17 protein-coding genes are annotated in these 20,739 nt (G+C 50.8%); 16 read left to right on the forward strand and 1 reads right to left on the reverse strand.

Annotation, left to right across the window (positions count from 1 at the left end; translation table 11 throughout):
- Positions 1–8 precede the first annotated feature (8 nt).
- From HQN79_RS03575 to lpxC, 15 genes are all read left to right on the forward strand, one after another.
- Positions 9–719: a GTP-binding protein gene (locus HQN79_RS03575; RefSeq protein ID WP_173284322.1), complete on the forward strand. Its 711-nt coding sequence runs from the start codon at positions 9–11 to the stop codon at positions 717–719.
- A 151-nt stretch (positions 720–870) separates the two neighbouring features.
- Positions 871–2,382: a Fe-S cluster assembly protein SufB gene (gene sufB, locus HQN79_RS03580; protein WP_173284323.1), complete on the forward strand. Its 1,512-nt coding sequence runs from the start codon at positions 871–873 to the stop codon at positions 2,380–2,382.
- Between the two features lie 114 nt (positions 2,383–2,496).
- On the forward strand, positions 2,497–3,255 hold the full coding sequence (gene sufC, locus HQN79_RS03585) for a Fe-S cluster assembly ATPase SufC (RefSeq protein WP_173284324.1): 759 nt from the start codon (positions 2,497–2,499) through the stop codon (positions 3,253–3,255).
- Between the two features lie 18 nt (positions 3,256–3,273).
- The gene (gene sufD, locus HQN79_RS03590) at positions 3,274–4,596 is read left to right on the forward strand and encodes a Fe-S cluster assembly protein SufD (protein ID WP_173284325.1); all 1,323 of its coding nucleotides are present in this window, start codon (positions 3,274–3,276) and stop codon (positions 4,594–4,596) included.
- A 33-nt stretch (positions 4,597–4,629) separates the two neighbouring features.
- Positions 4,630–5,850 (forward strand): aminotransferase class V-fold PLP-dependent enzyme, encoded by a 1,221-nt coding sequence (locus HQN79_RS03595; protein ID WP_173284326.1) that lies wholly within the window; start codon positions 4,630–4,632, stop codon positions 5,848–5,850.
- A 146-nt stretch (positions 5,851–5,996) separates the two neighbouring features.
- A complete protein-coding gene (locus tag HQN79_RS03600; protein ID WP_173284327.1) occupies positions 5,997–6,365 on the forward strand; it encodes a hypothetical protein in 369 nt (122 codons plus the stop codon).
- A 287-nt stretch (positions 6,366–6,652) separates the two neighbouring features.
- A complete protein-coding gene (locus tag HQN79_RS03605; protein ID WP_173284328.1) occupies positions 6,653–8,161 on the forward strand; it encodes an efflux transporter outer membrane subunit in 1,509 nt (502 codons plus the stop codon).
- Entirely contained in the window at positions 8,151–9,452 is a 1,302-nt protein-coding gene (locus HQN79_RS03610; RefSeq protein ID WP_202984508.1) for an efflux RND transporter periplasmic adaptor subunit, read from the forward strand. Before HQN79_RS03605 ends, HQN79_RS03610 begins: the two co-directional genes overlap by 11 nt.
- Positions 9,449–10,159, forward strand: coding sequence for an ABC transporter ATP-binding protein (locus tag HQN79_RS03615; protein WP_173284329.1), 711 nt, complete (start codon positions 9,449–9,451; stop codon positions 10,157–10,159). Before HQN79_RS03610 ends, HQN79_RS03615 begins: the two co-directional genes overlap by 4 nt.
- Positions 10,156–11,361 (forward strand): ABC transporter permease, encoded by a 1,206-nt coding sequence (locus HQN79_RS03620; RefSeq protein ID WP_173284330.1) that lies wholly within the window; start codon positions 10,156–10,158, stop codon positions 11,359–11,361. The genes HQN79_RS03615 and HQN79_RS03620 overlap by 4 nt, the downstream gene beginning before the upstream one ends.
- A 145-nt stretch (positions 11,362–11,506) precedes the next feature.
- Positions 11,507–12,895 carry a UDP-N-acetylmuramate--L-alanine ligase gene (murC, locus tag HQN79_RS03625; protein ID WP_173284331.1) on the forward strand — a complete coding sequence of 463 codons (1,389 nt, stop codon included), beginning with the start codon at positions 11,507–11,509 and terminating at the stop codon, positions 12,893–12,895.
- Between the two features lie 49 nt (positions 12,896–12,944).
- Positions 12,945–13,862, forward strand: a complete 918-nt coding sequence (locus HQN79_RS03630) for a D-alanine--D-alanine ligase (RefSeq protein ID WP_275284708.1) — start codon at positions 12,945–12,947, stop codon at positions 13,860–13,862.
- A gap of 29 nt (positions 13,863–13,891) precedes the next feature.
- Positions 13,892–14,656, forward strand: coding sequence for a cell division protein FtsQ/DivIB (locus tag HQN79_RS03635; RefSeq protein ID WP_173284332.1), 765 nt, complete (start codon positions 13,892–13,894; stop codon positions 14,654–14,656).
- Positions 14,657–14,741: 85 nt separating this feature from the next.
- Positions 14,742–16,004 carry a cell division protein FtsA gene (gene ftsA / locus HQN79_RS03640; RefSeq protein ID WP_238843419.1) on the forward strand — a complete coding sequence of 421 codons (1,263 nt, stop codon included), beginning with the start codon at positions 14,742–14,744 and terminating at the stop codon, positions 16,002–16,004.
- Positions 16,005–16,367: 363 nt separating this feature from the next.
- Complete coding sequence (gene lpxC, locus HQN79_RS03645; protein ID WP_173284334.1) at positions 16,368–17,273, forward strand: UDP-3-O-acyl-N-acetylglucosamine deacetylase; 906 nt, start codon at positions 16,368–16,370, stop codon at positions 17,271–17,273.
- A 23-nt stretch (positions 17,274–17,296) separates the two neighbouring features.
- On the opposite strand, the gene HQN79_RS03650 is transcribed toward lpxC, so the two are convergent.
- Positions 17,297–17,734 carry a DciA family protein gene (locus HQN79_RS03650; protein ID WP_173284335.1) on the reverse strand — a complete coding sequence of 146 codons (438 nt, stop codon included), beginning with the start codon at positions 17,732–17,734 and terminating at the stop codon, positions 17,297–17,299.
- A gap of 202 nt (positions 17,735–17,936) precedes the next feature.
- On the opposite strand from HQN79_RS03650, the gene secA reads away from it, so the two are divergent.
- Positions 17,937–20,687 (forward strand): preprotein translocase subunit SecA, encoded by a 2,751-nt coding sequence (gene secA, locus HQN79_RS03655; RefSeq protein WP_173284336.1) that lies wholly within the window; start codon positions 17,937–17,939, stop codon positions 20,685–20,687.
- The last annotated feature ends 52 nt before the right edge of the window (positions 20,688–20,739 follow it).

Genomic DNA, 20,739 nt, shown 5'->3' on the forward strand with positions numbered 1-20,739 from the left:
AATATCGCATGCAAGCTCGGGTGTTGCTCTATGGGTTGCCGGGGAGCGGCAAGCATCGTCTTGCCGAACAATGGCGTAAATCATCGGGTCAGGCTATAGATGTCCTCGATGTTCAGGCTTTGGACAAAGTCTATTGCGAAGAATCCCGGCACAAATGCCTGGTGATTGATAGCCGTTCGTTTTGGCAGATGCCGAGGGACCTGTGGCTGGAAGAGATTTTGCAACAGCTGATTACGGCTGCGGATTCAATCGTGCTGAATTTTTTGGAAGCATCGGAATTATCGGTTCAGATGGCGTGGAAAAACTGGTTACGTGACAACGCCGCGGATACGCCGGTGTTAATGAGTCTGCAACAGGCCGTGCCGCAGGGATTGAGCGCCCTGTTAGAACGGACTCCGCAAAAGCGTCCGCTGCCGCAGAATCGGTTTGCCGATCTGCAGAGCTTCGAGTTCAGATTGAATCGGGTCAGTTTGGAGCATCTGCTGATGGTCTTGGATAATGCAAAAACTGCACTTGGAATGAAATTGATCCGGGTTCAGGGCGTATTGGAGACTTTAGAATATGACAACCGCGTCGCGCTCGAAGGGGCGGCGTACCGCTGGGATACCTTTGCTGCGGACGAACGGGAAATTGCCTTGCGGGACAAGCAGTTACGTCTGCAGGGCTTCGACCTCGATAAGGCGTGGTTGCAACAAATGCTGCAAGCATGCAATCAATGATACAATTAACTGTATGAATTTTAATAAAAAATAACCCTTTTATTCGCAGGGTTGAGATCGTTTTTTCATACCGGAAAAAGGCGCTCAAAATGGACTTTGCGGTAATAACCCACTAAAATGCTCCGAAATTAAAATATTAGGCGTTAGTAATATGGCTGAAGCAAATCAAATGCTCGATTTGACCCGACAAGGGCAGGTCGAGTCCGAATACGAAGAAATCAATGAGATTCTGAAAAAGAAATTCAATTATCGCGAGGGGTTTGAAACCAGAACCCAGGTCGAGACTTTTGAAAAAGGAATCAATGAAGAAGTGGTTCGTGCGATTTCGGCCAAGAAAAACGAGCCGGAATGGATGCTTGAGTTCCGTCTGAAGGCTTTCCGACATTGGGAGAAAATGCAGGAACCGCATTGGGCCAAAGCGAAGTATGAACCTTTGGATTATCAGGATTACTCCTACTACTCGGCTCCGGAGTGTGGAAGCTGTGGTGATGCCTGTTCAACTGAAGAGGATGGCGAACCGGAAATCGATCCGGAAGTGGCCAAAGCCTTTGCCGAGCTGGGTGTACCGATTGCCGGTGACGATGCCAATGTGGCGGTCGATGCGATTTTTGACTCGATTTCGGTTTCGACGACCAAGCGTGAAGAATTGGCAAAATACGGGATTATTTTCTGTTCCTTCTCGGAAGCGGTTCAGGACCATCCGGAATTGGTACAGAAATATCTCGGTACGGTTGTGCCATACCATGACAACTATTTTGCAGCGCTTAACTCGGCAGTCGCTTCCGATGGAACCTTTGTGTATATCCCGGAAGACGTTCGCTGTCCGATTGATCTGTCGACCTATTTCCGTATCAATGAAGCGAAAACCGGTCAGTTCGAACGTACCATTCTGATTGCCGAAAAAGGCAGTTATGTGAGTTATCTGGAAGGGTGCTCGGCGCCGGTTCGCGATACTTACCAGCTGCACGCGGCAGTGGTTGAGGTGATCGTGCACGAAGACGCCGAAGTCAAATACTCGACGGTGCAGAACTGGTATCCGGGTGACGAAGACTGCGAAGGCGGGATTCTGAACTTTGTAACCAAGCGCGGTGTCTGCGAAGGCAAGAACTCGAAACTTTCCTGGACGCAGGCGGAGACCGGTTCGGCGATCACCTGGAAATATCCGAGCTGTATCCTTAAAGGAGATAATTCAATTGGTGAATTCTATTCGGTCGCTTTGACCAACCGACGTCAGCAGGCGGATACCGGAACCAAGATGATCCATATCGGTAAAAACACCCGCAGCACGATTATCTCCAAAGGGCTGTCGGCCGGTAAGAGTGACAACACTTACCGCGGTGAAGTAAAAATCATGCCGTCGGCGGAAGGTGCGCGTAACTTTACCCAGTGTGATTCGATGCTGATCGGCGACCAGTGCGGTGCGCATACTTTCCCTTATATTGAAGTGGAAAATTCGTCGGCACAGATTGAACACGAGGCGACGACTTCGCGAATCGGAGAAGATCAGCTGTTTTACTGTCAGCAGCGCGGAATTTCCGAGCAGGATGCGATTTCGATGATCGTCAACGGCTTCTGTAAAGAGGTCTTTTCCGAACTGCCGCTGGAGTTTGCCCAGGAAGCGGAAGAGCTGCTGGCGATCTCGCTGGAAGGCTCGGTCGGTTAACGATCTGAAAAGACCAAAAAGATCCGCAGGATCAAGATAACCTTATTCAGCCGCAACGGCGTCTAACGGCGCTGAGCGGACAAGCTAATTTAAAAATTTTGAAGTGAAAATATCATGCTACTAAAAGTTGAAAATCTACAAGCGGAAATCGAAGAAAAGCAGATTTTGAAAGGCTTGAACCTTGAAGTGAAGCCAGGTGAAGTGCATGCCATTATGGGGCCTAACGGTGCCGGTAAAAGTACGCTGGCAAGTGTTCTGGCCGGACGTGAAGATTATGAAGTGACCGGCGGTGAAGTCGAATTCGACGGTGAAGATCTGTTGGATCTTGACCCGGAAGAACGTGCGCGCAAAGGCCTGTTTCTGGCTTTCCAGTATCCGGTTGAAATTCCGGGCGTCAGTAACAAACTGTTTATGCAGACTGCGGTTAATGCGATGCGCGAAGAACGCGGTCTGGCCGCTTTGGATATGTTCGACTTCGACGAATACGCCAAAGAGAAAATCGAATTGCTGGATATGCGTGCCGACCTGTTGGAACGTTCGGTAAATGTGGGCTTCTCCGGTGGTGAGAAAAAACGTAACGATATTTTCCAGATGGCTCTGTTGGAGCCGAAACTGTGCATTATGGATGAAACCGATTCCGGTCTGGATATCGATGCTTTGCGTCAGGTTGCCAACGGGGTTAATGCATTGCGTTCCGACGAGCGCAGCTTCATTGTCGTGACCCACTATCAGCGCCTTCTGGACTACATCAAGCCGGATCATGTTCATGTTTTGTATGATGGTCGAATCATCAAGTCCGGTGGTTTTGAACTGGCGCTGGAGCTGGAAGAAAACGGCTACGACGAGATTGTTCAGCAGTATAAAAACGCGTAATCGAGAGGGGATTAAGCAATGGCGAAAAAACTCTCTCCGGTCGCGCAGCAGGCGCGCGATTTTTATTTGCAGCAAGCACAGGCCAAAAGTGCCGCGGAAAATGGTTTTTTAAAGCAGATTCGTGACAATGCTCAGGCTAAGTTTTCGGCAGAGGCATTTCCGACTGCGAAAGATGAAGATTGGAAATATACCAAGCTGACCGGTTTTATTCAGCATCATTTTTCGACAGCGGGAACTTCCGAAGCGGTTGCGGACAAGGTTCAAAGTTATATGCCGGGCTTCCCGGTCATTAAGCTGGTTTTCGTTGACGGTTGGTTCAGCGAATCTTTGTCGGATGATCTTTCCGAGCTACCGAAAGGAATCAGTTTGGAATCCTTTTCCGATACGCTGAGCATGAACAGCGCGCTGGATCAGTTGTTTGCCGACGAAGAGCGAATTCTGTCGGAGCCTTTCGGCTGTATGAACTCCATGTTGATGAACGATGGTTTCAGTCTGCAGTTGGCGGACAATACCACTTTGGAGTTGCCGTTGTTTATTCTGCACCTGCAAACCAAGGCTGAGCACTTGAGTGCGGTTCGCAATCGAATCGATGTCGGCCAGAATGCCGAAGTCACTTTGGTTGAGCGCTATGTATCCCTGCATTCGGAAGGTGCCGGGTGCAACAACATCGTTACCGAGATCAATGTTGCCAAGCATGCGCGCGTCAAGCAGGTCATTCTGCAACAACAGAATGGCGAAAGTTATTACTTTAATAACCAGTTCATTACTCAGGCTCAGGAAAGTCATTTCAATACGTTCTTCGCCTCTACCGGCTGCGTTGTCAGTCGCCACCAGAACCATCTTTATATGGACGGCGAGCGAATTGAAAACAGTCAAAACAGCGCCTGTATTGCCAGCGGAAAACAGACGGTCGATTCACGTACCTATACCGAGCACAATCAGGAATGGGGCTTCAGCCGTCAGCTGCACAAGTATGTTCTGGACGACGATGCGGTCGGTGTTTTCGACGGCATGATCCGTGTCGATCAGCAGGCGCAGAAGACTGACGGTCAGATGGATAACAAAAACCTTCTTCTTTCCGATAAGGCAAAAATGGATGCCAAGCCGAAGTTGGAGATTTATGCGGATGATGTTCAGTGTTCGCACGGTTCGGCAACGGGTCAGATCGACAAAAATCAGATTTTCTATCTGAAAGCCCGTGGTATCGATAAGGCGAATGCGATGCGCATGATCACCAAGGCGTTTCTGTTGGAACCAGCCGAAGAGATTGCCGATGAGCAGATCCGTCACTGGGTGATGAGTGAGCTGGAAACAGCGTTGGAAAAAACGCATCTGGCCTAAGTGCGCCATCGAGTCGAATTTAAGAGGTTTTTAATGAAAGCAAAGTTTGCTGAAATTCGCGAACAGTTTCCGATTCTGCGGCAGGAAGAGAATGGGCAATCACTGGTTTATCTGGACAATGGCGCCACTTCGCAAAAGCCGGAACGGGTTATCAAAGCGGTAGACGATTACTATCGCTGGCAGAATGCCAATGTACACCGCGGTGTGTATGGCTTGAGCGAACGTGCCACGGAGCTGTATGAAGGCGCTCGTGAAACGGCACGCCAATTCCTGAATGCAAAATCGACGCGCGAAATCGTTTTCGTTCGCGGTGTCACCGAAGCGATCAATCTGGTTGCGCAATCCTGGGCGCGTGCCAATCTGAAAGCCGGTGATGAGGTTATTATCACCGAAATGGAACACCACTCGAATATTGTTCCATGGCAGCTGTTACGCGACCAGATCGGTATCCGCCTGTCGGTGCTGCGCATCAATCAGAAGGGGGAAGTCTGCCTGAATGCGTTGAAAGGCATGGTTTCGGAAAAAACCAAACTGCTGGCCGTGACTCAGATGTCGAACGCTTTGGGAACCATTAACCCGGTGAAGGAAATGGCGGAAATCGCCCGTTCGGTTGGCGCGAAAGTTCTGGTCGACGGCGCTCAGGCGACACCGCATATGCAGGTTGATGTACAGGATATCGATTGTGACTTTTACGCGCTGTCCGGCCATAAAATGTATGGCCCGACCGGCATCGGCGTGTTGTATGCCAAGGAAGCTCTTCTGGAAGCCATGCCGCCTTATCAGGGTGGTGGGGATATGATCTACTCGGTCACCTTCGATAAGACCGAATACAATGTGTTGCCTTATAAGTTCGAGGCCGGCACGCCACATATTGAAGGGGCGATCGGTCTGGGCGAGGCGATGAAGTTTCTGCAGGATATCGGCCTGGATGAGATTGCGGCCTATGAAGCCGAGTTGTTGACCTATGCGACCGAGCGTCTCAAAGAGATCGATGGCTTGAAGGTGATCGGCGAAGCGGACAATAAAGGCGGCGTAGTCTCTTTTGTGATTGACGGTGTTCATCCGCACGATATGGCGACGCTGATGGATCAGGATGGGATTGCCGTGCGCGCCAGCCACCATTGCGCCATGCCGGTGATGCAGCACTTTAATGTTCCAGCGACGATCCGCGCCTCTTTCGGTGTTTACAATAACTTTGCGGACATTGACCGCTTGATCGATTCACTGAATGAAGCCAAGGATATGCTGCTGTAAAGCCAATGTCAGCTACAAGTACCGCTAACAGTGATAAAACCTCTGTCGAAATTTTTCGCAGAGGTTTTTTGCTTTTAGGGATTGGAGGAAAGGGATTTTGCTAGAATGGTTTGAAATACATTTAACCCAAACAATGCAGGTGCTTGATGACAACTGAATCTAAACAGGAGAATCCCCCGCTGGAGTGGATTTTTCTGGAACTGGAACCGCTGCCGCATATTTCGGGTCGCGAAACACTCCAGCTCTGGTGGAATCCGGAGCGCAAAGAGTTACTCGGCGAGGGCGTGGAGACGATTCTTACGATGATTGATCAGGCGCTGCAGAAAGGCTCGATCGGTGGCGGAAATTCGCAATACGAAATCACCGATCCGCTTGCCAAGCCCACTGAGCTGGCCGTCATATTGGCGCAATTTTATTGGGTCATTCCGCAACCGGTTTCTGAGCCGGGCGAGATCGCCGGAAATGAAAGTCCGGATGCTCCGGAAACCGATAACTCCGCTACGACTCTGCAATAACTATCGTTTTTCCTCTAGGGACATTTGCATTGCTCGTGTCGGCGGCTTATGTCTGTGCTTTGTGTCTGTCCGTATCGGTTCATTGACCTGCCGACACGCTTTTCCTTATTTTTTCCTTATTTCCTGAAACACTGTTGAGCGGCGGTGTTTTATAGTATCTCTAAGCGGCGCCATCTGGCGCTTCGGCTTGGCCGGAAACGTTTCTTAACCCTCTATGACGCCCACAAAAAATAAGTGTGTTGGACAGGCATTCATAATCGAACCGGTTCACAGAAAGGAGATAAAGCATGAAACTCCCCTTAATAAGCGGCGCACTGGCCGTTTGTTTCTTATCCGCCTGTACCGCGCCGCAGGTTCGGGAAGTGCCGCGGGAAAAGGCGCCTGAACAGTGGCAGGCAAATAAAGAGGAGTCTGAGGTTTCGCGCAGTTTTTACCAGGGTGAAAGCGCCGACGTGAACGAGCGTCCGCCGTGGTGGCAAACATTGCAGGAACCGTTGCTGAACCGTCTGATTGAAGAAGCGATCCAAGCTAATCCGGATGTGCTTTCGGCACAGTCGGCCATTCGCCAGGCTCGCGCCTACCGTAAGCAAGCCAATGCGACGCTGTTTCCGACAGTGACTGCCAGCGGTGCTTACAGTGCCAGCCGTAATCATGATACAAATGTTACTACGGACGCCTATTCGACCGTTATTGATGCCTCGTGGGAAGCGGATGTTTTTGGTGCGAATCGTAGCGCTCTTTCAGCGGCGGATTCCGAATTGTCGGCGGCGCAGGCAGACTTTGCCGATACGCTGGTTTCCTTGAGTGCCGAAGTGGCCAACTATTATGTTTCCTTACGCAGTACTCAGGCGCAGTTGGCGATTACCGAAGAATCTTTGTCAAGTTGGCGGGAAACCTTGCAGATGACGATCTGGCAAGCGGAAGCAGGGCAGGTATCGCAGTTCGATGTTGAGCAAGCACGACGTAGTTATCAGCAGACGATAGCGACGCTTCCACCGCTGCGTCAAAGTATCTTGGAGTCGCAGCATCAGCTGGCCGTTCTACTGGGACGACAGCCGGGGGAGCTTCCGACAGCCTTAAACGATATTTCCGATTTGCCGACAATCCCCGACTCAATCTTTCTGCCGTTGCCGTCCGAAGTGTTGCGCCAAAGACCGGATGTCAGAGCGGCCGAGCAGCGAGTGCTTGCCGCTATGGCACAAACCGACGTAGCCAAAGCCAACCTCCTGCCGAGTTTTGCGCTTGGCGGCCGTTTAGGTTGGGGGGCGAGCAATTTGAGTGATCTGTTTAATATTGGATCACTGGTGTCGTCCTTGTCGGCCAGTGTTGCGCAAACCTTGTTTGACGGCGAGTTGCGTCAGGGACAGCTTGATGCACAGCAGGAGGCTGAAGCGCAGGCGGTTCTGCAATACCGCAAGACGGTATTGAGCGCTTTGCAGGAGACCGAAAATGCATTGGCCAATTTGCAGCACAGCCGAGAAACCTTTCTGGCGCTGGAGTCTGCACTGCAAATTTCTCAGGAAGAGGAGAAGTTGGCATTGATACAGTACCAGGCCGGGGAACTCGACTTTTCCGATGTCATGGAGGCACAAAGAACCCGATTGTCGTTACGTAAGCAAAGTGTCGAGGCGCGTGCATCCGAGTTGGCCCAGGTGATTACTTTGTCCAAAGCGGTCGCAGGACACTGGGCAATGCAGCAAGCCACAGAAGCGGGCGATAACAAGAACATAACAGAAAATAATGCCGCTCCAGTAGATAAGACGGCAGAAGTGGAAGAGGTAAGCCATGCAAAATGATAGTCAAGCCAGTAACGACATGGAACGTTTGCAGCAGGAGTTGCAGTTGGATCGTCAAACCAAGTCGAAAAAATGGCGTTGGGCGTTTACGGTTTTATTTGCAGTAGCGGTTGTCTATGGCTTTTGGCTCTATGTCCAGAGCACGCCGGCGAGCGGTCAACCGATATACGAGCTGGGGAAAGTCTCCAAGGGAGATATTCGAGTCACGGTTTCGGCAACTGGAACCTTACAGCCGACCAACGAGGTCGAAGTGGGCAGTGAATTATCCGGGAAGATCGATGAAGTTCTGGTCGATTATAACGACCGGGTAGAGGTAGGACAGCTGCTGGCGAAATTGAATACCGATAAACTCGAGGCACAGGTATTGCAGTCGAAAGCGTCTCTGAAAGTGGCCGAAGCCGGTGTCCTTGAAGCCGAAGCGACGCTTCAAGAGGCGGAAGCTCAATACCTGCGTCTGCAAAACATTCGTAAAATGAGTGCCGGTAAACTGCCGTCGCAGGCCGATTTACTGGCTGCTCAGGCCAGTATGCAACGCGCTCAGGCAGCAAAGCAAACCGCTGTCGCTCAGGTGGAGCAGGCGAAGGCCAGTCTTGAACAGTATCTGACGGATATCAAAAAATCCGCAATCGTGTCGCCGATCAATGGAATTGTGCTGATCCGTTCGATAGAGGTCGGTCAGACGGTAGCGGCGTCCATGACCGCACCGGTACTGTTTACCCTGGCCGAAGATTTAACCAAGATGGAATTGCAGGTGGATGTGGACGAGGCGGATGTCGGTCTGGTTGAAGCCGGGCAGAGAGCGAGTTTTACCGTGGATGCTTACCCGAATCAGAAATTTCCGGCAACAATCAAACAGGTGCGCTTCGGTTCCGAGAGCACCGACGGCGTAGTGACCTATACGACTTTGCTTGAAGTCGATAATCCGGATTTGAAATTGCGCCCGGGCATGACGGCGACGTCGGACATCCTGGTTAAGGAACGTTTGAACACCTTGATGATTCCGATCGCCGCGACCCGGTTTACGCCGGAGTTGCTGGGTGACGGTCAGGAAGTTCAGGATAAAAGTGTGCTGGATTCCTTAATGCCGCGTCCACGCAGTGGCAGCAATATGACGGTGAAAAAAGAGTCGGTTCCGCAAGGTTATCAGCGGGTATGGCGCCTGAATCAAGGGTTGCCTGAAGCACTGTTGGTTAAGACCGGCGAAAGCAGCGGGCGAATGGTCGAGGTGCTGGAAGGCGAACTTGCGGAAGGGGGTGAGCTGATTGTCGGTGTCGAGGTGCCTTTGCAATGAACTCTCAGCAAGCACCTCTGATCGAATTCAACGAGGTTGTTAAAGCCTACGGAAAGGGCGGATCGGAGTTTCTGGCTCTTAAAGGGGTCGATTTTCAGATTTATCAGGGCGAGTTTGTCGCCATTATGGGGCCGAGCGGTTCGGGCAAATCGACGGTAATGAATGTTCTTGGGTGTCTGGATACGCCGACATCGGGACAATATCTGTTTCACGGTATTCATGTGGAAACGTTGAACCGCGACCAGCGTGCGCTTTTGAGACGCAATTATCTCGGTTTCGTGTTTCAGGGGTTTAACCTTCTGGCCCGTACCTCGGCGCTGGAAAATGTCGAGCTGCCTTTGGTTTATCGCGGTTTAAAACGCAGTGAAAGACATGCGGCGGCGCGTAAAGCGTTGGAACTGGTCGGATTGCAAGGTTGGGAAGATCACGCGCCGGGAGAGCTTTCGGGCGGTCAGCAACAGAGGGTGGCGATTGCCCGGGCACTGGTGACCAATCCTAAAGTTCTGCTGGCCGACGAACCGACCGGGAATCTGGATACGGCGCGCAGTGAAGAGATTATGGCGTTGCTCAGTCGGCTCAATTCCGATCTGGGGATTACCGTTCTGATGGTAACGCATGAGCCGGAGATGGCAGCCTACGCCAATCGCTTGATTCACTTCGTTGACGGCAAGGTCGAACGCGATCAATATCAGGAGGCGAAGCAATGATCTGGAATGCATTTCTGCTGGCCGTGCGAGAGATTCGACGCAACCTTATGCGCTCTATTTTGACCATGCTGGGGATCATTATCGGGGTCGCGGCGGTCATTACCATGGTGACTCTGGGGAATGGTGCAACCGCTCAGGTGGCGGCGGAAATCTCCGGCCTCGGCAGTAATCTGCTGATGGTTCGTCCCGGTCAGCGTATGGGGCCGGGACAGCGTTCGGGCGGGAAAAGTTTCACTCTCGAGGATGCCGACGCCATTCGTCAGCAGGTTGCATCGATTGTTGCCGTGGCGCCGACGGCTAACGCATCCGTTACCGCTGTTTACGGCAATGAAAACTGGTCCAGTTCCGTTGTCGGCAGTAATAACGATTACTTTATTACCGGGAACTGGGAACTGGCTGCGGGGCGCAAATTTTCCGACAACGAGCTCAAGTCCGGCAAAAACCGTTGCGTGATCGGGAATACCATTGCCAAAGAGCTGTTCAGCGGAGAAGATGTTTTGGGTAAAAAGCTGCGTTTGGGCAGTTTTTCCTGTGAGGTGATCGGTCTGTTGAAAGCCAAGGGACAGTCGATGATGGGCAGCGATCAGGACGATACGATTATTATGCCGATCAAAACGGTGCAGCGTCGCTTGACCGGTAATCAGGATGTCAGCATGATCCGTATTTCGGTAAAACCTAATATCGATACGGATGTGGTGAACCGTGCGATTACGATGCTGTTGCGTGATCGGCGTCACTTAAGCGATAACGAAAAGAACGACTTTTCGGTTATGGATACCCGCGAGATAACCAATACCCTGACAGGAACCACCAAGGTGATGACAATGTTGTTGGGGGCCGTGGCGGCCGTCAGCCTGATTGTCGGCGGCATCGGGATTATGAATATCATGCTGGTTTCAGTGACCGAGCGAACTCGGGAGATCGGCATACGTATGGCGATCGGAGCTTTGGAAAAAGAGGTTCTGTTGCAGTTCCTGGTTGAGGCGGTCGTACTGTCGTCTCTGGGCGGGATTATCGGAATTCTGCTCGCCTTGCTGGCGTCTTCTGTCGGTAGCGCATTGATGGGGATTCCCTTTATGCTCGATTACAGCATTATCGCTTTGGCGTTTGTCTTTTCGGCGATGGTGGGCGTGCTGTTCGGTTATTTTCCGGCGCGGAATGCGGCGCGCCTTAATCCGATTGACGCTTTGCGGCATGAGTAGGCGTTTGCCGGATTCTGCAACAAGAAGACCGAAAAGGCTAAAAGCGCAAATAAACGCATATAAAGTAGAGGGAAAATCTCAAATTCCGCTGCGGAGCATTGTATGATATGCGCAGATAGTGTTTTGGAAATAGATCTTTTCGGGAATGAAAGAACAAGTTAAACAGATTCATTTTGTCGGAATCGGCGGCGTCGGCATGGCCGGCATTGCCGAAGTTTGTCTGAATTTAGGCTATACCGTCAGCGGTTCCGATATTCGTAAGAATGCGACAGTCGAGCATCTTATCTCTTTAGGCGCCCTGATTCAGATCGGGCACAATGCCGAACATGTAAAGCATTCTGATGTGGTTGTCGTTTCGACGGCAATTGGCAAAGATAATCCCGAGGTCGAATGGGCCCGTGAAGCGCGTATTCCGGTGATCCCGCGTGCCGAAATGCTGGCGGAGTTGATGCGTGTGCGTTTCGGGATTGCGATCGCCGGAACTCACGGGAAAACCACGACCACCAGTCTGACCGCCGCGGTATTGACGCAGGGCGGCATCGATCCGACGTATGTAATTGGCGGAAAGCTTAATCAGATCGGTTCCAATGCCCGCCTCGGTGCCAGCCAGTATCTGGTTGCCGAAGCGGACGAATCCGACGCTTCTTTCCTGCATCTGACGCCGATGCTTTCGGTGATTACCAATATCGATCAGGACCATATGGAAACCTATCAGGGTGATTACCGGAATCTGGAAAACACCTTTATCGAGTTCATCCAGCGTCTGCCGTTCTACGGCAAGGTTATTGTCTGTCTGGACGACGATAATATCCGCGAAATCCTACCGAAAATCAGTCGTAAATTCCTTAGTTACGGGTTCAGCGAAGACGCCGATGTCCGTGCGGTGAATGTCCGTGCGGACGGTATGACTATGCGCTTTGACGTCAAACTTCCGGAGCAGGACGCACTGCTTCCGGTGTGCTTGAATATTCCAGGTGAACATAATGTTCTGAATGCCTTGGCCGCAATATGCGTCGCGCTTGAACTGGATGTGGATGTTTCCTCGATCCAGAAGGCATTGCAGGAGTTTGCCGGCGTGGGGCGTCGCTTTGAAGTCTATCCGCATAGAGTGATCGGTGGCCACAAGGTCACACTGGTTGATGACTACGGACATCATCCGACGGAATTGAAGGCGACGTTGCAGACTGCGCGTAACGCTTTTGAAGATAAACGTCTGGTTTTGCTCTTCCAGCCGCACCGCTACAGCCGCACACGCGATCTGTTCGATGATTTTGTACAGGCATTGCTGATGGCCGATCTGGTTATTTTGAGCGAGGTTTATCCGGCCGGCGAAAAACCGCTGGCAAACTTCGATTCCAAAGCGCTTCTGCAGGCATTGCGTACTCGTGGCGGGCATGGAATCTATGCCGAAAGTCTTGAAGAACTTGATACGCTCTGCTCGGAAGTGCTAACCGACGATGACCTGTTGCTGGTGATGGGTGCCGGTGATATCGGTCAATTGGCGAAAAAATGGGCGGATAACGTTCAGGATTAGAGTGTTTTCAGCGAAGCCGTCGTGATAAGAATCAAACAAGGGATTGAGAGTGCTATTCGAGTTAAGTGAACAAAGTAAAGTTGCCGTCTTAATGGGCGGCGTCGCGGCGGAAAGAGAAATCTCGCTGCGCAGTGGTCAGGCGGTAACCGAAGCCTTGCAGGCGCAGGGCATTGACGCGACGGGGATTGACGTTTCCAACCTGTCGCAACTGCAGCAAGTTTCCGAAGAGTATGATGTTGCTTTTATCGCTTTACATGGGCGCTGGGGTGAGGACGGAACCGTTCAGGCCATTCTCGAAGATTTGCAAATGCCGTTTACCGGAAGCCGAATGGCAGCTTCTGCGATTGCCATGGATAAATTACGCACCAAATGGATGTGGCGCGGTGCGGATCTGCCGACACCGAACTTTGTCTGGGTAAACGAGCATAGACCGTTGAATACAGAAAATTTTCCGTTGCAGTTCCCGGTGATCGTCAAGCCGGTTCATGAGGGATCGAGTATCGGAATGCAGAAAGTAGACTCAATGCCGCAATTGCAGGCGGCGGTCGATGAAGCGCAGAAATTCGATCAAGAGGTGCTGATCGAACAATGGATTACCGGTCGCGAATTTACCTGTGCGGTTCTTGACGGCGAAGCTTTGCCGTTAATCGAGTTAAAGACCAATAATGTCTTTTACGATTACGAAGCCAAATATCAGTCCAACGATACGCAATATCTTTGTCCGGCGGACCTGGATTCCGGATTGACGGAATCGATTCAGAAAATCGTTCTTCAGGCATTTGCCGTTGTCGGCTCCGATACTTGGGGGCGAGTCGACCTGATGCTGGATGAAAATAACCAGCCGTGGCTGATCGAATTGAACTCCGTGCCGGGAATGACTGATCACAGTCTGGTGCCGATGGCGGCGAAAGCGCAGGGGATCGATTTCCAGCAGTTGGTCAAACGTATTCTGCAGCGAGCGAAATAGCTTAGCGTTTGAAAAGGGTGTCCGCTTTTATGATTCCAGAACAAGCCGAAGTCGAGCAGGAAAGCCCCAATAAACTGGGCGCGGAGCCGTCCAAGTTGCCCAAGGTGGCTTTCTGGCTTTTGATTACGGCACTGGCACTGGTCTTCAGTGCCTGGCTGATGCTGCCGAATAAAGGCGGAGATCACTGGTTTTCCAAAGGCATCAGTTCGTATCATGTTCAATCACAGTTAAATGAAGTCCGGCCGGAAGATATCGACCGGGTTTTAAAAAGTTATCTCGGCGTCTCTTTCTGGGACGTACCGATCGACGAGATTCAGGGGCGTCTGACACAGCTTGACTGGGTGGTTAAAGCCGAAGTCAGCCGGGTTTGGCCGGATAAGCTGGATGTCCAGGTCTTTGAGCAGAAACCGGTTGCCCGTTGGGGCGAGAGCGGTTTGATCAATCATCAGGGGCAGGTGTTTTTTCCTTATAGTATCGAAGGCTATCGGGATCTGGTGGTCCTTGACGGCAGTCTGGATTCCAGCCAGTTGGTATTGCAGCGCTGGGTCGAAATTAACGAACTGTTTCAGAAACAGAATATTGCTCTGGTCGGTCTGGCGTACAAGCCGGGTAAAATCTGGCAGATCTATCTGGCAAGCGGTCAGAGTGTGATACTGGAAGACGAGCAGTGGCAGAGAAAACTGCGTCTCTTTTTTCAGGCCTATAAGCAATTATCGCAAGACCTGATAAAATCCGCAGAGACCTTTGATTTACGCTATAGTAATGGTTTTGTGGTCGGTAAGAAAACGCCGTAACCATGGCGAAATAACAAAAGAAATATAAACATTAGAAAGATAGACCTTAAGCTTAAAGCAGGGTGGAGTGGCACGGATGGCGAACATGCAAAGTAGTCCAAATATTATTGTCGGTTTAGATATCGGAACCTCAAAAATCAAGGCGGTAATCGGGGAACTCTCCCCAAGCCAGATTGAAGTTCGCGGATACAGTATTGTGCCGACCAAAGGACTGCGTAACGGTGTGGTGATTAATATCGAGGAAACCAAACGCTCGATCAAAACCGCGATTGAAGAAGCCGAAGGCGTTGCCGGATGTGAGGTGGATTCCGCTTATATCGGGATTACCGGCGGCCATATCAAAAGCATCAATTCGCACGGTGTCGTGACCATCAATAACGAAGTTTCGCCGGAAGATGTTCAGAGAGTAACCGATCAGGCGCATGCCGGTAAATATTCGCCGTCCGAAGAGCGCATGCTGCATGTTCTGCCTCAGGAATTTACGCTGGATATGCAGGAAGGGATTCTCGAACCGGTCGGTATGGCCGGTAAGCGCCTTGAGGTCAAAACGCATATTATTACTGCCAGCCAGAGCGCGGTGCGCAATATCGAAAAATGCGTCCATTCCGCCGGACTGCACGACAGTACTCCCGTGCTGGCGCAGTTGGCGGCCAGTGAAGCGGTTCTCAGTGAAGACGAAAAAGAGCTGGGCGTCTGCGTCGTCGATATCGGTGGCGGAACGACCGATATTACGGTTTATCGCAATGGCTCCATGCAATATACGGCAGTTCTGCCGATTGCCGGTAACTATGTCACTAACGATGTCGCCATCGCTTTCAATACCCCGACCGACTCGGCAGAAAAAATCAAAGTCCAGTACGGCTGCGCCATGCCGAGCCTGATTAAGGAAGATTTCAAGTTCGACGTTCAGCGCGTCGGCGAACGCGAGCCTTTCGCGTTGAGTCAGCGTCTGTTGTCCGAAGTGATTCGTCCGCGTATGGAAGAAATTTACGAAAGTGTCGAAGCGCGTCTTAAGCAAGACGGCTTTTCCAAGGAGATGTTCGGTGCGGGAATCGTGATTACCGGCGGTTCGTCGATGATCTTTGGCAGTGTGCCTTTGGCGGAAGAGATTTTTGATATGCCGGTGCGCATCGGTTTGCCGAAAAGCGATTATCTGAGCGGCGGGCTGGTCAACGAAATCAACCACTCCGAACTTTCGACGGCAATCGGTCTGTTGCTGTATGCGCAACAGAATTTCGATTTGGATCATCCAGGCTACGAGTTCACGGTTGAAGATCACGAAAGTTTTCTGGAAAGAACAACCGACCGGTTCCGCCGTTTCAAAAACTGGTTATCTTCCAGTTTCTAATCCGGTTTCAATTTCTCAAATCGTCAAATTGAAAAGCGGCTGTAACCCTCCTGTCATTCTTTGACGAATTATGCGGCTTTTCCAGATAGTTTTATTAACGATTTCTCAATCGCCTCTGCTTTATGCTTTAGCAGAGGTCAACTTATGATAATATTCCTCTTTGCTTAAATATAAGCCTGCCTGACAACAAGCAGATTTTGATAATTACCAATATACCAAGCAGGATTAAACTTCGGATGAGCGCAGAAGCGTTCTTATGTATTCTGTCCCAGAAGTAAAGCGTTGTTGAATAAAAACGCTTGGGCGGAAGGTTTAATCAAGCGCAGTTTGACTGCGCCTAAAAATGAATAAACGAGTTTGACATTGAATCAAAGAACCTTAGTAAATTCGATTAAGGCGAAGGGCATCGGGCTACATACTGGACACGAGTCGGTCATGACTTTGCGCCCTGCGCCGGTGGATACCGGAATCGTTTTCCGCAGAATCGATGTGGATCCGGTCGTGGAGTTCAAAGTGTCACCGCAGATTGTCGGTGAAACCACTTTGTGTACAACGATCGTCAATGAACAATTGAAAATCGCTACGATAGAACATCTGATGTCCGCACTGGCCGGCGTCGGTATCGACAACGTCTATATTGATATCAGTTCGGACGAAGTTCCGATTATGGACGGCAGTTCGTCGCATTTTGTTTTCCTTTTACAGGCCGCCGGCATTCAGCTACAGGACGCACCTAAACGTTTTGTACGTATTCTCAAGCCGGTTCGGGTCGAAAACGATCAGGGCGGTTGGGCGGAATTCGTTCCTTATGACGGTTACCGCCTGAACTTCTCGATCGCTTTTTCGCATCCGGCATTTGAAAATACCGCGGAAAAAATGACGCTGGAATTTTCAGCAACAGCCTATTTCAAAGAAGTGTCGCGTGCGCGAACTTTCGGATTCATGAAAGATATGGATATGCTGCGCGCCAAGAATCTTGGCTTGGGTGCAAGCCTGAAAAATGCAATCGGTCTTGGCGATGAAGGCGTTGTCAACGCCGAAGGTCTGCGCGACAAGGATGAATTTGTCCGCCATAAGATTCTGGATGCGGTCGGTGATCTGTATATGCTTGGTCATCCGGTGATCGGCGAGTTCAACGCGCACAAATCGGGGCATGCTCTGAATAACCAGTTGATTCGTGCCTTGCTTGAACAGCCGGATGCGTTTGAACTGGTCGAGTATGAAGGCTCGAATCCTCCGGTCAGCTACTCTTCCAGTCTGGTCGTTTAAGCTTTAAGACAAAACCCCGGTAGTCACTGATTATCGGGGTTTTTTGCTCTTTGGCTGAGCTTCAACAGCGCCTCGCTCAGTTCGGGGGACTCCACTTCCTGACTCAATTGACGCATTCTCTGGGCATCCATCTCGCTCGGATGGCTGCTCACATTTCTTTTCTTTGGCGGCTTTTCCTGCTGCGGCAAGATGCTGACTTTGACCCGGTTTAACTCCAGATGCGGAAAATCCTGCTGGAAACTCCCGAGAATCGACGGTTCGTAGAAACGCAGTTGCGTCGCCCAGATGGACGCATCAATCTGCAAAACCAGCGTTCGCTCTTCGAAGCTGACGCCGACTAAATGGGGCTGAAGTTCTGCAGGCAGATGGTCGCGACCGGTTTCCAGCAGAAGCTGAAAAAACTGGGCGCTTTCCAATAAGTTTTTTAAATTACCTTGCGCTTGAGTTAGTAAAGGTTTCACTCGGTGCTTATCTTTGATTGTGCTAGAATATCCGCTTCATTTTACCGCATAATTTCGGCAAAATAGATGAGCAAAAAGGTTTATCTGCAGTTTAACGGAATGACAGCTATTGAAAAGTCATCCGTAAGGCATTAGATAAAACGGGAACTCTCTCAGAATTCAACTAATTGAAAAGCAAGAAACAATCGGAATTGATTAACCAATGGCGTTTAATATCTTCAAGAAAATCTTTGGTAGCCGCAACGAACGACTGCTGAAACAGTATCGAAAAATCGTGCAGCAAATTAATGCTTTAGAACCGGGGCTGGAAGCACTCAGTGACGAAAAACTGAAAGCAAAAACCGAAGCGTTCAAAGCGGCTCTGGAAAACGGAAAAACTCTTGACGATATTCTGCCGGAAGCGTTTGCGGTGGTTCGTGAGGCCGGTAAGCGTGTCTTCGGTATGCGTCATTACGACGTGCAGATGGTTGGTGGTATTACCTTGCATCAGGGCAAAATCGCCGAGATGCGCACCGGTGAAGGGAAAACGCTGGTAGCGACTCTGCCGGCCTATTTGAATGCTCTGTCCGGAAAAGGGGTTCACATCATCACGGTAAACGATTACCTGGCCAAGCGTGACGCCGAATGGATGGGACAGCTTTTCGGGTTCCTGGGATTGAGTACCGGTGTTGTTGTATCGGGTCAGAGCCAGCAGGAAAAGCAGATGGCCTATGCAATGGACATCACCTACGGAACCAATAACGAATTCGGTTTCGATTATCTGCGTGACAATATGGCGATCTTTGCCGAAGAGCGTGTTATGCGCGATCAGCACTTTGCCGTTATCGATGAAGTGGATTCGATTCTGATCGATGAAGCGCGTACGCCGCTGATTATTTCCGGTCCGGCCGAGGACAAGGCGGAGTTGTATCAGAAGATCAATCCGCTGGTTGCGCATTTGGAAGAAGGTGAAGAAGACCCTGAGACTAAAGAGACAACCGGAGACTTTATTATCGACGCCAAATCGCGTCAGGTTTTCCTGACCGATGATGGACATGCCAAGGTTGAACAGATGCTGGTTGACGTCGAGCTTCTTGGAGAAGAAGACTCTCTGTACGATGCCACCAATATCGGCCTGATGATTCACATCAATGCCGCTTTGCGCGCACACCTGTTATTCGAGAAAGATCGCGACTATATCGTCGAAGACGGACAGGTGGTGATTATCGATGAATTCACCGGCCGTAAAATGCAGGGACGTCGTTGGAGCGAAGGGCTGCATCAGGCGATGGAAGCCAAAGAAGGGGTCAAAATCCAGCAGGAGAGCCAGACCTTCGCTTCGATTACTTTCCAGAACCTGTTCCGACAGTATGCAAAACTTTCCGGTATGACCGGTACCGCCGATACCGAAGCGGGCGAATTCCTGTCGACCTACAATCTTGAAGTTGTCGTCATTCCGCCGAACAAGACGCCGCAGCGTCAGGATCTTTCGGATCTGGTATTCCTGGATATGGACGGCAAGTTCGCTGCGATCGTCGAAGACATTCGCGAAACGACCAAAACCGGTCAGCCGATTCTGGTGGGGACGGCGTCGATTGAGATGTCGGAACTGCTTTCGCGTTTGTTGACGCAGGAGAAAATCAAACACAGCGTTTTGAATGCTAAACACCACGAACAAGAAGCGAGCATTATTGCCGATGCCGGTCGTCCGGGTGCGGTAACCATCGCAACCAATATGGCCGGTCGTGGTACCGATATCGTATTGGGTGGTAACCTTGAGATGGAACTTGAAGAGCTAGGTGAAAATGCCAGCGAAGAGAAGATTGCTCAAGTTAAAGCCGAATGGCAGGAACGCCACAATAAAGTATTGGAACTTGGCGGTCTGAAAGTTATCGGTTCCGAACGCCATGAATCGCGTCGTATCGATAACCAGCTGCGCGGTCGTTCAGGTCGTCAGGGGGATGTCGGTGTTACCCGTTTCTATCTGTCTCTGGATGATGATCTGATGCGCCGTTTTGCTTCCGATCGTGTTAAAGGCATGATGAAACGCCTTGGTATGACGTCAAATGAAGCGATCGAGCATAAAATGGTCACGAAATCGATTGAACGTGCTCAGAAGCAGGTTGAACGTATGCATCAGGACGAACGTGCCAACCTGTTGAAGTTCGATGATATCGCCAACGAACAGCGTAAAGTGGTGTACACCCAGCGTAACGAACTGATGTCGGCGGATGCCGAAGAGGTGACCGATGTTCTGGATGGGCTTCGTGAGCAGGTCGTCGAACAGATCGTCGCAACCTACGTTCCTCCTGGCTCTCTGCACGAACAGTGGGATATTCCGAATCTGGAAAAAGCGCTACATGAAGAATTGGGTACGGAATTGCCTATCGAACAGTGGCTTGAAGAAGACAAGAATCTGTATGAAGAGACGCTGATCGAAAAAATCGTTACCGAGCTTAAAGAGCGTTATCAGGATAAGATGGCGGTGGTCGACGAGAATACCCGTCATCATTTCGAGAAAGAAGTTTTGCTGCGTACCATCGATAAGCAGTGGCGCGCGCATCTGGCGGAGATGGATTATCTGCGTCGCGGTATTCACCTGCGAGGCTATGCGCAGAAAGATCCTTTCCAGGAGTACCGTCGCGAGTCGGGCGAGCTTTTCAAAGGCTTCCTGTATGAAGTGACTTTGGAAACCGTCAAGATTCTTTCTCTGGTTCAGATCGGCGGCCAGCAGGATGTTGCCGAGTACGAAGAGCAGGCGCATCAGCCGGAACATCTGGAAGCGACGCATCCAGCCGCAGCCGGTATTGCCGATGCTATGAACAACGCGATGGAACAGGAAACGGCCGAAGCGTCCGAAGACGACAACGGCGAAAGCACTTTCCGTCGCGATACGCCGAAGGTTGGCCGCAACGATCCTTGTCCTTGTGGCTCGGGCAAAAAATATAAACAGTGCTGCGGAAAATTAAGCTAAGATACGCTTAAACCGCAATAAACAGCCCACTGACGAGTCTTCGCAGATTTCT

Origin of the sequence: Thiomicrorhabdus xiamenensis, assembly GCF_013282625.1 — a bacterium.
In the GTDB taxonomy this organism is placed as follows: Bacteria; Pseudomonadota; Gammaproteobacteria; order Thiomicrospirales; family Thiomicrospiraceae; genus Thiomicrorhabdus; species Thiomicrorhabdus xiamenensis.

Coding starts and splice junctions, on each gene's coding strand:
- HQN79_RS03620 (WP_173284330.1), top strand. CDS start 10,156: ATGATCTGGAATGCATTTCTGCTGGCCGTGCGAGAGATTCGACGCAAC.
- HQN79_RS03610 (WP_202984508.1), top strand. CDS start 8,151: ATGCAAAATGATAGTCAAGCCAGTAACGACATGGAACGTTTGCAGCAG.
- HQN79_RS03600 (WP_173284327.1), top strand. CDS start 5,997: ATGACAACTGAATCTAAACAGGAGAATCCCCCGCTGGAGTGGATTTTT.
- HQN79_RS03605 (WP_173284328.1), top strand. CDS start 6,653: ATGAAACTCCCCTTAATAAGCGGCGCACTGGCCGTTTGTTTCTTATCC.
- HQN79_RS03575 (WP_173284322.1), top strand. CDS start 9: ATGCAAGCTCGGGTGTTGCTCTATGGGTTGCCGGGGAGCGGCAAGCAT.
- sufB (WP_173284323.1), top strand. CDS start 871: ATGGCTGAAGCAAATCAAATGCTCGATTTGACCCGACAAGGGCAGGTC.
- sufC (WP_173284324.1), top strand. CDS start 2,497: ATGCTACTAAAAGTTGAAAATCTACAAGCGGAAATCGAAGAAAAGCAG.
- HQN79_RS03595 (WP_173284326.1), top strand. CDS start 4,630: ATGAAAGCAAAGTTTGCTGAAATTCGCGAACAGTTTCCGATTCTGCGG.
- HQN79_RS03635 (WP_173284332.1), top strand. CDS start 13,892: ATGATTCCAGAACAAGCCGAAGTCGAGCAGGAAAGCCCCAATAAACTG.
- secA (WP_173284336.1), top strand. CDS start 17,937: ATGGCGTTTAATATCTTCAAGAAAATCTTTGGTAGCCGCAACGAACGA.
- ftsA (WP_238843419.1), top strand. CDS start 14,742: ATGCAAAGTAGTCCAAATATTATTGTCGGTTTAGATATCGGAACCTCA.
- sufD (WP_173284325.1), top strand. CDS start 3,274: ATGGCGAAAAAACTCTCTCCGGTCGCGCAGCAGGCGCGCGATTTTTAT.
- murC (WP_173284331.1), top strand. CDS start 11,507: ATGAAAGAACAAGTTAAACAGATTCATTTTGTCGGAATCGGCGGCGTC.
- HQN79_RS03615 (WP_173284329.1), top strand. CDS start 9,449: ATGAACTCTCAGCAAGCACCTCTGATCGAATTCAACGAGGTTGTTAAA.